We start from the raw sequence: 12,075 nt of genomic DNA on the forward strand, positions 1-12,075 counted from the left end.
AGGAGGCGTCACCGGCGGTCGCGGGCGGGCGGCGCCGGTCCGGGACCACCCGGTCGGCCCACGACGCGCCGCCGTACGCCACACCCGCTCCCCCGGTCGGCGCACTCCGATCTGCGGGTTCGTCACCTCCTCCCTACGGTGGCCGAATGATCGTCACGTCCGCTGTCCGTCACGCTGCCGCCGGTTCCGCGGCCCTGCTGTTCGTGCTGCCCGTTCCGGCGGCCGTCGCCTCCCCCGCCCCCACGGTCTCCGCCGTCTCCCCGGCCTCCGCCGTCGGGGAACCCACTCCGCCCGTGCGCCGGCACGTCGATCCGGCCCGGCTCGACCGGCGGGGCGTGCAGGTGCAGCCGCTGGCGGGCGCGCCCCGGCTGCCCCCGGCCTCCGCGCTGTCGTGGGTGGTCGCGGACGTGTCCACGGGTGAGGTGCTCGCCGCGCGGGACGCGCACCGGAAGCTGCCGCCCGCCAGCACGCTCAAGACGCTGTTCGCCCTCACCGCGCTCCCCCACCACGATCCCTCCGAGCAGCACACCGTGGCCGATTCCGAGCTGACCGGCATCGGGGCGGGCAGCAGCCTGGTCGGGATCAAGGAGGGGTACACGTACAAGGTCTCGGACCTGTGGAACGGCGTCTTCCTCAGCTCCGGGAACGACGCGGTGCACGTGCTCGCCGCGATGAACGGCGGCTGGGACGCGATGGCCGGGAAGATGCAGGAGAAGGCACGCTCCCTGGGGGCGGACGACACCCACGTGGTCTCCCCGGACGGCTACGACGCCCCGGGGCAGGTGTCCTCCGCGTACGACCTGGCGGTCTTCGGCCGGGCCGGGCTCCAGGACCCGGCGTTCACCCGCTACTGCTCGACGCGGTACGCGGACTTCCCGGCGGGTTCGTGGTCGTACGGCATCGCCAACACCAACCGGCTCCTGACCGGGGCGAACGGAGTGGACCGCTACCCCGGGCTCATCGGCATCAAGAACGGCTACACGAGCAACGCGGGCAACACGCTGGTCTCCGCGGCCAAGCGGGGCGACCGGACCCTCGTCGTCTCGGTGATGAACCCGCAGGAGGGCGGCGGGTACGCCGTGTACGAGGAGGCGCGGTCGCTGCTCGACTGGGGCTTCGACGCGGCGGACCGCGTCCGGCCGGTGGGCTCGCTGCTGCCGGAGCGCGCGAAGGCGGAGGCGGACGCGCGTGCCGTGGCGGCGGCCCGTGGCGGACGGGACGGGGCCGGGGCGGAGACGGCGCCCCGGGCGGGGGCCGAGCCCGGCGAGGGCGTCCGGGCGAAGGGCGCCCCGGCCTCGGGCGCGCCGGGGAAGGAGGCCCGGACCGGGGAAGCCCCCGCCGAGGCCGCCCTCGGGAAGGACGCGTCCGGCGCGGCGGCGGCCTCGGGCGCGTCGGCCGGCCTTCCGCTGGGCCTGATCGGCGCGGCCTGCGCGGCGGCGCTGGCGCTGTGGGCGTGGCGGCGCCGGGCGGGCGCCGGGGCCGACCGCTCCCCGCAGGACTGAGGACCGCGGGGCGGGGGCCGTGGAGCGGGGCCATGGGGTGAGGGTCCCGGGGCCCTCACCCCGCCCCGCCGCCGGTCGGGCTCCGCCGCCCGTCAGGCCCCGACGTACTCGGCGAGGTGCTCCCCGGTGAGGGTGGAGCGGGCGGCGACCAGGGCGGCGGGCGTGCCCTCGAAGACGATCCGGCCGCCGTCGTGGCCGGCGCCGGGGCCGAGGTCGATGATCCAGTCGGCGTGCGCCATGACCGCCTGGTGGTGCTCGACGACGACGACGGACTTGCCGGAGTCCACGAGCCGGTCGAGCAGGCCGAGGAGCTGCTCGACGTCGGCGAGGTGGAGGCCGGTGGTCGGCTCGTCGAGGACGTAGATCCCGCCCTTCTCGCCCATGTGGGTGGCCAGCTTGAGCCGCTGCCGCTCGCCGCCGGAGAGCGTGGTGAGCGGCTGGCCGAGGGTCAGGTAGCCGAGGCCCACGTCGGCGAGCCGGGCCAGGATCCGCTGCGCGGCCGGGGTGTGGGCCTCGCCGGAGCCGAAGAACTCCCCGGCCTCGGTCACGGACATGGCGAGGACCTCGCTGATGTCCCGGCCGCCGAGGAGGTGTTCGAGCACCGAGGCCTGGAACCGCTTGCCCTCGCAGTCCTCGCAGGTGGAGGAGGTGCCGGCCATCATCCCGAGGTCGGTGTACAGGACGCCCGCGCCGTTGCAGGTGGGGCAGGCGCCCTCGGAGTTGGCGCTGAAGAGGGCGGGCTTGACGCCGTTGGCCTTGGCGAAGGCCTTGCGGATCGGGTCGAGCAGGCCGGTGTACGTGGCGGGGTTGCTGCGCCGGGAGCCGCGGATCGGGCTCTGGTCGACGGAGATCACGTCCGCGCCCGGGGGGAGCGAGCCGTGCACGAGGGAGCTCTTGCCGGAGCCCGCGACGCCGGTGACGACGGTGAGGACCCCGAGGGGAACGTCGACGTCGACGTCGCGCAGGTTGTGCGCGGACGCGCCGCGGATCTCCAGGACTCCGGCGGGCTCGCGCACCGCGTCCTTGAGGGAGGCGCGGTCGTCGAGGTGGCGGCCGGTGACGGTGCCGGAGGCCCGCAGGCCCTCGACGGTCCCCTCGAAGCAGACCGTGCCTCCGGCCGTACCGGCGCCGGGGCCGAGGTCCACGACGTGGTCGGCGATGGCGATCGCCTCCGGCTTGTGCTCGACGACGAGGACCGTGTTCCCCTTGTCGCGCAGTTGGAGCAGGAGGTCGTTCATCCGCCGGATGTCGTGGGGGTGCAGGCCGACGGTGGGCTCGTCGAAGACGTAGGTGACGTCGGTGAGCGAGGAGCCGAGGTGGCGGATCATCTTAACGCGCTGCGCCTCGCCGCCCGAGAGGGTGCCCGCGGGGCGGTCGAGGGAGAGGTAGCCGAGGCCGATCTCCACGAACGAGTCGAGGGTGAGCTGGAGCGCGGTGAGCAGCGGGGCCACCGAGGGCTCGTCGAGGCCGCGCACCCAGGCGGCCAGGTCGCTGATCTGCATCGCGCAGGCGTCGGCGATGCTGACCTTCCCGATCTTCGAGGCGCGGGCGCCCTCGGCGAGCCGGGTGCCGTCGCACCCGGGACAGGTGGTGAAGGTGACGGCCCGCTCGACGAACGCCCGGATGTGGGGCTGCATGCCCTCCTTGTCCTTGGCCAGGAAGGACTTCTGGATGCGGGGGACCAGACCTTCGTAGGTCATGTTGATCCCCGCGATCTTCATCCGGGTCGGCTCGTGGTGGAGGAAGGCGTGCAGTTCCTTCTTCGTGTACGAGCGGATGGGCTTGGCCGGGTCGACGAGGCCGGACTCGGTGTAGAGGCGGTGGTTCCAGCCGCCGGTGGTGTAGCCGGGGATGGTGAGCGCGCCCCCGTCGAGGGACTTGGAGTCGTCGTAGAGCTGGGTGAGGTCGATGTCGGAGACCGTGCCCCGGCCCTCGCAGCGGACGCACATGCCGCCGGTGCGCTCGAAGGTCGCCCTGACGGCCTTCTTGGCGCCCTTCTCGACGGTGATCGCGCCGCTCGCCCGCACGGAGGGGACGTTGAAGGAGTACGCGCTGGGCGGGCCGATGCGGGGTGTGCCGAGCCGGCTGAAGAGGATGCGCAGCATCGCGTTGGCGTCGGTGGCGGTGCCGACCGTGGAGCGCGGGTCGGCGCCGAGGCGCTGCTGGTCGACGATGATCGCGGTGGTGAGGCCTTCGAGGACGTCGACCTCGGGCCGGGCCAGGGTCGGCATGAAGCCCTGGACGAAGGAGCTGTAGGTCTCGTTGATCAGCCGCTGCGACTCGGCGGCGACCGTGTCGAAGACGAGCGAGCTCTTGCCCGAGCCCGAGACGCCGGTGAAGACCGTGAGGCGGCGCTTCGGGATCTCGATGCTGACGTCCTTGAGGTTGTTCTCGCGCGCGCCGTGCACACGGATCAGGTCGTGGCGGTCGGCGGCGTGCGGCACGGACGTCTGCTCGTCCGACCCGGGGGCCTTGCTCATCGTGTCTCCTGCTGTCGCGCGGGGCCGAAAGGGTGGGCCATCGCGCCCGGTCCTCGGGTCCTGTGGGCGAACCCGGTTCTCGGGTCCGGTCCTCCGGGGGGCCGCGATGCCCATGGCTGTCACGCTAATGGCGGCACGACGACGACGCTTCTCGATTCCTGATCTCTTCCGGTCTCCTCCGTCCCTTGCGCTCCCTTGCGCTCCCTTCCGGTCCCTTCCGGGGAGCACGACGGGAGGCGCGGGAGGGACCGGGAGGGTGCCGGGCCCGGAGGGTCAGGCTCCCGGCAGGCCCTCCAGGGCCGGCCGGGCCGGGGCCCGGTTCCCGGTCACGTACCGTTCGGCGGCGCGGACCGCCGCGCGGGCGCTGCGCTCCCCCATCAGGACGCAGAGGGTGTACGCCGTGTCCTCGAAGCGCCGTCGGGCCGACAGGTCGCACGGCCGGGCGAGCACGGTCCGCTCCTGGGCACGGTAGTGCCGGAGCAACCGGTCGACCGTGTTCCTGTCGGGCAGCAGCATGGCGTCCTCCTGTTCCTGCGTCGCTCCATACTGGCGGCCGTCGGCCACACCCGCGACCCGCGCGGACACGGTGGGTGACGGCAGGGGAGGACGCGGGATCGCCGGGGTCCGGGGAAGGTGCTCCCCGGACCCCGTTCCCGGGCCGTCAGCGCGGGGCGGCCGACCAGTCGACGATGCGGATCCCCGCGCCCGCCGCCTCGCGGCCCCGGCAGTGGGCGCGGTGGCGGCGCAGGACGGCGTCGATGTCGAGGTGGCGGGCGAACTCGGGGCGTGCGGCCAGGCGTTGGGCGTACGCCCAGAGGGCCGGGTGGTCGGCGACCCGGTCCATGGCGGCGGCGTCCAGGTGCCAGCGGTGGACGGTGTCGAGCTGGACGAGGGTGATCCAGACGTGGACGTCGGCGAGGGTCGGTCCGTCGCCGAGGACGTACGGCCGTCGGGCGAGGCGGTCCTCCAGGGAGTCGAGCGCGGCGAAGAGGACGCCGAGGGGCTCGTGGTGGGCGGCCTCGTCGTCGAGTCCGAGTTCGCCGGCCCGCTGGGCGGCCCGGTTGACGCTCCGCTCGCACAGGTCGGCCACGGCGTCGATCTCGGCGCGGTGCTCCTCCGGCAGCAGGTCGGGGCCGTCGCCGCGGAAGCGCAGGGCGAGGTCCCGGAGGATGTCGGGGACGTGGGTGGTGACGATGCGGCCGGTCCAGCCGTCGCTGAGGACGGGCGCGGAGGCGGGGCCGTCGTAGAGGTGGGCGCTGGCCTCGTAGAGCGGGCGGAGCGCCGCGTACCCGCCGTCGGGGGTGTCGGGGGTGTCGGGCAGGACCGTGAGCGGGAGGGTGTCGTCGAGCCCGAGCAGGCCGTGGGTGAGGGCGATGCCCAGACAGCCGGGGCCGGACGGTGCGACGTGGAGGCGGTAGCGGTGCGGTACGGCGTAGTGGCCGCTGTGCACGTCGCGTCCGATGCGGCCGCGGAAGGCGGGCACGGCGGAGGCGGGCAGCAGCGAGGACGGGACGACGGACATGCTTCTCCCTTGAGGGTGCTCGGTGCCGGAGCGGGGCGGCGCACGGCGGCGCCGGTCGCGGCGGCTCGGCGACGGCGCGGGCCGAACGGGGCCCCGGGGCGGCGGAGATGCGTGCAGGAGGAGACGTGCGGACCGCGAGGAGGGGGCCTGCCGGGCGGAGGTGGCGCGGGGCCGCCCGGGAGGCGGCGGCGACTACGCGGCGCTGCAGACCCGCAGCAGGTCGATGTGGCGGCGGGACGTCAGGGGGAGGGAGCGCGGGAGGAGCGCGGCGGATGCGGTGTCCCTCCGGCCGGTGCGTCCCATGGTTTCCTACCTGTTCGCTCGGTTTTCCCGTCCATGAGTGTCCGGCCGGTCACGGACGGCGTCAAGGGTGCGGTACGGCTCGTCTCACAGCGCGGTACGACGCGTCCCACGGGCGGGCGGGCACGGCGGGCGGTACGGCGCGTTCCACGGGCGGGTGGATCCGTCCCGACCGTACGGAATAATGCGCGCATGCGCATTTCAGCCAGGGCCGACTACGCGGTGCGTGCCGCCCTCCAGCTCGCCGCCGCCCGGGACGCGGGCCCGCTGAAGGCCGAGGCCATCGCGGAGGACCAGGGCATCTCGCACAAGTTCCTGGAGGGCATCCTCGGGGACATGCGCAAGGGCGGCCTGGTGCAGAGCCAGCGCGGCGGCAACGGCGGGTACTGGCTGGCCAGGCCCGCCGAGACCATCTCGGTCGCCGAGGTCATCCGCTGCGTGGACGGCCCGCTGGTCTCGGTGCGCGGGGAGCGGCCGCCGGAGCTGTCGTACACGGGTCCCGCCGAGTCGCTCCTGACGCTGTGGATCGCGCTCCGGGCGGGGGTCCGCGAGGTGCTCGGCGTCTCGCTCGCGGAGGTGGCGGCGGCGAAGCTGCCGGCCGGGATCGTCGCGCTCGCCGACGATCCGGAGGCCTGGACCAACCCCTGACCGGCCCTCGCCCCGCCCCCACTCTGCCTTCGACCGGCCGGGGCAACCTCGTGCGACCTGCGCCGACTTGACACCGTCTCATCGGTCAAGACGCCCTTGTCCACCCTGCGGACGCCCCTTGGGGAGCGGCGGTCACCTCTGCCACTATCCCTACTATTCCAGTGGGGATAGCCAGGGATCATGTGAGGTGACGTGAGTACGCCGAGGAAATCGCCGAAGAGACCTGCTGTGCGCACCGCCTCCGCACCGGCCGGCCGGGTCGTCGACCGGCCCGCGGACGACGAGATCTGGCCCCGCGTCACCCGGGAGCTCGCCGACGACCTGGCCGTGGACGCCCTGGCCAGGGACCGGGCGGGCAAGGCGCCCTTCGACGAGGTCGCCCGGCTCCAGGAGGCGGGCCTGCCCGCCCTCCTCACCGCGCCGGGGCCGTCCCGGCGGGGCGCCGACTGGCGGGCCGCGTGCGCGGTCGTACGGGAGATCTCCGCCGCCGACAGCTCCGTGGGCGAACTCCTCGCCCACCACTACGCGCTCTCGTGGAGCAGCCGCTTCTTCGGCCCCGCCCACGAGGCGCACGCCCCCCGCCCGACGGGGACGGACACCGCTTCCACGACGGAGCACCGGGACCCCGCGGCGGAGAGCGCGAGCCCTTCGGCGGAGACGGGCGGGACGGCCGGCGCGCGCCGGACGGGGGCCGCCCACCGGCGTCCGCCCGCCCTCGACGTGTGTACGGCGGAGGAGCGCTGGCTGCTCGCCGGGGGCGTCGAGCCGCCGCGCGCCACGACCGACCCCGGCCTCACGCTCACCCCCGCCGAGGGCAGCGGCGGCGGCTGGATCCTCGACGGGCGCCGCGCCTTCGCCTCCGGCGTCACGGTGGCCGACCGACTCGTCGTCGGCGCGCGCCCCGGCGGCACGGGCGACCTCCTGGTCGTCCTGGTGGACCCGGCCCACCCGGGGGTGTTCACCGACGCGGGCACGGACCGGGTCGGGCAGCGCCTGGCCGGCGCGGGCACCGTCACCTTCGACCACGTCCCCGTACCGCCCGAGCACGTCCTCGGCGTCCTGCCGCACGACGAACACGCCGTCGCCCCGTTCACCACCCTCGCCCCGCTCGCCCTGCGGCTGCTCCTCACCCAGGTCGGCCTCGGCATCGCCGAGGGGGCCCTGGCCGAGGCCCGGGACATCAGCCGCGCCGACCAGGCCGGGCCCGCCCCGGCCGGCGGCGCGGGCGGCCCGGCGGCCGGGGACGGCGCCGTCCCGGTCGGGTCGGGGGACGACCCGTACCTCCTCCTGGCCTACGGCGAGCTGGCGACCGCCGCGCACGCCGCCGCCGCGGTGGTGGAGCGGGCGACGGACGCCCTCGCCCGCGGCCTGCACGCCGAGTGGTCGCTGACCCTGGAGGAGCGCGCCGACATCTCCGTCCTCGTCGCGGCGGCCGAGACCGTCACCGGCCGGGCGGCCGTCCACATCACCACCCGCATCCTCGAACTGGTGGACGGCACGGCGGGCGCCGACTCCCGGGGCGGCGGACCGGGGTTCGACCGCTTCTGGCGCAACGCCCGCGCGCTCACCGCCCCGACCCGGGCGGACCACCGGCTCCGGGACATCGGGGACCACTACCTCAACGGCACCCACGCCCGGCTCACCCTGCTGGCCTGAGCCACCTCCCCCGCCGTGCCTCCGCGGCGGGGGAGAACAGCATGTCGGGACGTACGGCCCTGCCGTCGGGCGGCCGTTGGGCCCAAGCTGGAAGGGAGGGGGTCCGCAGGCCGGCGGACCCGCACCGCACCGACGGAGGCAGCCTGATGAGTCGTGAGATCGTCGCAGGAGTGGACGGTTCCCCGGAGAGTCTCGCCGCGGCGGACTGGGCCGCCCGCGAGGCCCTGCACCGGGGCCTCCCGCTACGGCTCGCGCACGCCTGGCGCTGGGAACCCCTGGACCTCCCCCTGGTCCAGGACCCCGAGGCCCAGGGGCGGGCCGCGTGGGCGGTCCTGCGCGAGGCCGAGGAGGAGATCGCGCGCCGGCACCCGGGCCTGGAGCTCTCGGCCGAGGTGCTGCCCGACACCCCGGTCGCCGCGCTGCTCGACACCGGGGAGCGGGCCGAGATGCTCGTCATCGGCTCGCGCGGCCACGGCCCCGTGGCCGGGTTCCTGCTCGGCTCGTACGGACAGCAGATCATCGCCGGCGCCACCCGTCCCGTGGTGGCCGTCCGGTCCCGTGACGGCGAGCGGGCCGAACCGGCCGCCGGGCACGTGCTCGTCGGCCAGCTCGGCAGCCCGGAGGACAGCGCCGCCGCGCTCGGCTTCGCCTTCGAGACGGCCGCCGCGCGCGGGGCCTCCGTGCGGGCCGTGCGCGCGTGGAGCCTGCCGGCCCTCTACGCGTACAGCCCGGCCTCGATGCGGCTCGCCGACGAGGCCGGCGGGCTCGTCCCGTACGAGGAGAAGGCGCTGCGCGAGGCGCTGGCCCCCTGGCGGGAGAAGCACCCGGACGTCCGGGTCGAGGAGCACGTCGAACTGGGCAGCGCGGGGCAGGTGCTGCTCTCGCAGTCGGGGGCCGCGCAGCTCCTGGTGGTCGGACGGCGGGCCAAGCGGGGTGCCGTCGGTCCGCGGATCGGCTCGGTGGCGCACGCGGCACTCCATCTGGCCCCCTGCCCGGTGGCGGTCGTTCCGCAGGGCTGAAAGGCTTCGCCGTGAGCTGACGCGCCGGGTTGACGAGGGGTGTCGGGACGGCCGGGGCCGGAAAGTGTCGTCACCGTCGCCCCGGCAGCTCTCCCCAGTGCCGGCCGTCCGGCGATCCCGGCGAGAGAGCGGAGCACCATGCGGTACCACGTCCGTCCCCGACCCTCCGACCGGCGCGCGCGGCCCGCGCGGACGGGCGGCCGGCATCGAGGGAGAGGCGGGGCCCGGCGCCGCCCGGGGTTCCGCACGGTTGTGACCGTCACGGGGGCGGCGGCCGTCGCGCTCACGGTGGCGGCGGGGGCGTACCTGGCCTCGACGGCCGGCGGCCCGGCGGTCGGCGGCCCGGCGGCCGCCGTCTCCCCCGCACCCGTGACCGCGCCCGTGCCCGTGCCCGTACGGGTGGAGGCGGAGCCCGAGCAGGCGCGGGCGCAACTGTCGGAGCGGCTGCCCGTCGTGGTCCCCGGGGGCGGAACGGCCGCCGCCCGCAAGAGCGAGCGGTTCGTCAGGGAGGTCATCGCCCTGACCAACGCCGAACGCACACGGGCCGGTTGCCGTCCGCTCAGGACCGACAAGAACCTGCGGACGGCGGCCCAGGGACACGCCGCCGACATGGCCGCCCGCGGCTACTACGAGCACATGAGCCCCGAGGGGCGGGACGCGGGCGACCGGATGAAGGGCGCCGGCTACGCGTGGTCGACCTGGGCGGAGAACATCCACCGCGGGCCGAAGACCCCGGCCCGTGCCGTGGCGGACTGGATGGGGAGCTCCGGCCACCGGGCGAACATCCTGAACTGCTCCCTCAAGGACATCGGCGTCGGGGTGGCCGTGACGTCCAACGGGCCCTGGTGGGTGCAGAACTTCGGCGTCAAGCGCTGATTCCCGCCGCTGGCTCCCGCGGTCATCCCCGCCCGGGGGCGGGCGCGGCCAGCTTCTGCACCCAGACCGTGCCCCGGGGACCGGGCACCGACGCCACGCCGGTGTCCCGGTAGCGGCAGTCGAGCATGTTCTCCTCGTGCATCGAGCCGTCCCGCCAGTCCTCGACGACGGCCTCCGGGCCGGTCGCGCCCCTGGCCAGGTTCTCGGCCCAGGCGCTCCAGTCGTACCCCGCGGCGGTGATCCGCGCGCCCGCGAACTCGCCCTCCGGGCTGCTGTGTCCGTAGTAGCCCCGCGCGACCATGTCGCGGGCGTAGGCGCGGGCCGCCGCGACGAGCCGGGGGTCGGTGCGCAGCGGGGCGCAGCCCGCCCGCGCCCGGAGCCGGTTGACGAGGGCGGTCACCCGCTCCCCGGGGGCGGGCGGCGGCGGGGGCGGGGTGGTGCGGCGGGGCGCCGGGGTGGTGGTCGTCGGCGCGGGGGTCGTGGTGGTGGCCGCCGGGGTCGGGGACGCGGTGGTCGGGGCGGGCGTCGTGGGGGCGGGGGTCGTCGGGGGCGCCGTGACGGGCCGCTCGGGCCGCACGCGCGCCTCGGGTGCGGAGGGTACGAGGAGGGCGACGGCTCCGAGCACGGCGACGGCGGCGACCCCGGCGGCCGCCGCCCCGCGCCCCGGGGTCCACCGGCCGGCGGCCCCTCCCCCGTCACCGGCCCGTACGGCGGGACCGTCGGCGGCCCCGGCGGGCCCCGCGGGCGTGTCGGGCCCCCCGGTCGCACCGGGTCCCGCGCCCGTCCCGTCCCCGTGTCCGGCGAGCTCCAGGTCCGGCCCGTCCGGCGTGACGGCGGCGATCCCGAGCGGGGGCACGAGTCCGATGCCGACCAGGAGGCCCTCGACGGGGGCGAGGCCGCGGCGGCCCGTCACCCGGGCCGTGCAGGCGTCGCAGGCGCGCAGGTGGCGGGCGATCCGCTTGCGCCAGAGCGGGGAGGGACGCCCGTCCCAGGGGCCGAGGATCTCCGTCAGCTCCGGGCACGGCGGCAGGGCGTCGAGGGCGCGGACCACCGCCCGGCCGGTCTCCAGGCGCTCCTTCATCCGCTGGACCCGTACGGCGGCGTGCTGCGGGGGGACGCCGAGGCCCTCGGCGAGTTCGGCGCGGGTCAGCTCGCCGGCGGCCTCCAGCCACCACAGGGCGAGGAGTTCGCGGTCGTCCTCGTCGAGCCAGCGGGTGGCGCGGGCCACGTCGCGGCGCTGCCCGGAGAGGCCGAGGCGGAGGATGGTGAGCTCGGTGAAGTCGCCGGCCGGGTCGGCGAGGTCGGCGGCCCGGTCGAGGCCGGGCACGGGGGCCTGCCGGCGTTCGCGCCAGCGGCGGCGTATCCCGTTCATCGCGATGGCGACGAGCCAGGACCGGAACCTGGCGGGGTCGCGGAGGCCGGGCAGGCCGCCGAGGACGCGGACCATCGTCTCCTGGACGATGTCGTCCGTGTCGGCGTGGCCGTCCAGGGCACGGCCCACGATGTTGTGGACGAGCGGCAGGAAGGCGCGGACCAGCTCGTCCCTGGCGTGGACGTCACCGGCCTTGGCCGCCTCCACAAGGGCGGTGGTGCGGCGCTCGTCGCTGTGCATGGATCTGCTCCCTCGTCCCGGGTCCGTGTCCCCCGTCTTCGGGAGACCCGTGGGCGCGGGAGGGATAACACTTCTCGCGGTACCGGATACGTGTCGTACTCAGGTGCTCGATTGTCCGGGTGCGGGTGGTGCCGGGGCGTCCGGCCCTACACCAGGGGTCCGGGAAGTCTCGGGACCGTGGCCCCCTTTCCCTCCCGGACGGCCTCCACGACGGCGTCGTGGAGTTCGCGGCTCTCCTCCTCCGTTGCGCAGGGGACGGGACTGCCCGACATGGTGAACCAGTCGGACGCGCCGCTGTACTGCACGGCCACACGTGCTTCGCGCTCGGTCCAGGTGGTGTGCACGGTCAGATCGCCCGTGACGGTCCCGGCCTCGTCGGTCAGCACCCCACCTCGCCCGGTGTAGACACCGGTGGTCGTCCAAGATGCCCAACTCATCCATCCAGGTTCACACCCGGATG

Annotated in this window: 10 protein-coding genes; 5 read left to right on the plus strand and 5 right to left on the minus strand. The window is 75.6% G+C overall.

Annotated features, from left to right (window positions below; genetic code table 11):
- Positions 1–146 precede the first annotated feature (146 nt).
- A complete protein-coding gene (locus ACFYNX_RS01785) occupies positions 147–1,502 on the plus strand; it encodes a D-alanyl-D-alanine carboxypeptidase family protein (RefSeq protein WP_388656534.1) in 1,356 nt (451 codons plus the stop codon).
- 92 nt (positions 1,503–1,594) lie between these two features.
- Here ACFYNX_RS01785 and ACFYNX_RS01790 read toward each other — a convergent pair whose 3' ends face one another.
- From ACFYNX_RS01790 to ACFYNX_RS01800, 3 genes are all read right to left on the minus strand, one after another.
- Positions 1,595–3,982, minus strand: coding sequence for an ATP-binding cassette domain-containing protein (locus ACFYNX_RS01790; RefSeq protein WP_388656536.1), 2,388 nt, complete (start codon positions 3,980–3,982; stop codon positions 1,595–1,597).
- 273 nt (positions 3,983–4,255) lie between these two features.
- The gene (locus ACFYNX_RS01795) at positions 4,256–4,498 is read right to left on the minus strand and encodes a DUF5133 domain-containing protein (protein ID WP_030213455.1); all 243 of its coding nucleotides are present in this window, start codon (positions 4,496–4,498) and stop codon (positions 4,256–4,258) included.
- A gap of 145 nt (positions 4,499–4,643) precedes the next feature.
- Positions 4,644–5,504, minus strand: a complete 861-nt coding sequence (locus ACFYNX_RS01800; RefSeq protein ID WP_388656540.1) for a glutathione S-transferase C-terminal domain-containing protein — start codon at positions 5,502–5,504, stop codon at positions 4,644–4,646.
- A gap of 492 nt (positions 5,505–5,996) precedes the next feature.
- On the opposite strand from ACFYNX_RS01800, the gene ACFYNX_RS01805 reads away from it, so the two are divergent.
- The 4 genes from ACFYNX_RS01805 (at position 5,997) to ACFYNX_RS01820 (ending at position 10,003) form a co-directional block, all read left to right on the plus strand.
- Positions 5,997–6,452, plus strand: coding sequence for an Rrf2 family transcriptional regulator (locus tag ACFYNX_RS01805; protein WP_121833568.1), 456 nt, complete (start codon positions 5,997–5,999; stop codon positions 6,450–6,452).
- Between the two features lie 192 nt (positions 6,453–6,644).
- Positions 6,645–8,108, plus strand: a complete 1,464-nt coding sequence (locus ACFYNX_RS01810) for an acyl-CoA dehydrogenase (protein WP_388656543.1) — start codon at positions 6,645–6,647, stop codon at positions 8,106–8,108.
- A 146-nt stretch (positions 8,109–8,254) separates the two neighbouring features.
- A complete protein-coding gene (locus ACFYNX_RS01815; protein ID WP_388656545.1) occupies positions 8,255–9,127 on the plus strand; it encodes a universal stress protein in 873 nt (290 codons plus the stop codon).
- Positions 9,128–9,379: 252 nt separating this feature from the next.
- On the plus strand, positions 9,380–10,003 hold the full coding sequence (locus ACFYNX_RS01820) for a CAP domain-containing protein (RefSeq protein ID WP_388656548.1): 624 nt from the start codon (positions 9,380–9,382) through the stop codon (positions 10,001–10,003).
- Between the two features lie 22 nt (positions 10,004–10,025).
- Here ACFYNX_RS01820 and ACFYNX_RS01825 read toward each other — a convergent pair whose 3' ends face one another.
- Complete coding sequence (locus ACFYNX_RS01825; protein WP_388656550.1) at positions 10,026–11,615, minus strand: sigma-70 family RNA polymerase sigma factor; 1,590 nt, start codon at positions 11,613–11,615, stop codon at positions 10,026–10,028.
- Positions 11,616–11,761: 146 nt separating this feature from the next.
- Positions 11,762–12,052 (minus strand): hypothetical protein, encoded by a 291-nt coding sequence (locus tag ACFYNX_RS01830; RefSeq protein ID WP_365540584.1) that lies wholly within the window; start codon positions 12,050–12,052, stop codon positions 11,762–11,764.
- Between the last annotated feature and the right edge of the window lie 23 nt (positions 12,053–12,075).

The sequence above is a fragment of the Streptomyces sp. NPDC007872 genome, from assembly GCF_042868165.1.
Lineage (GTDB): Bacteria > Actinomycetota > Actinomycetes > Streptomycetales > Streptomycetaceae > Streptomyces.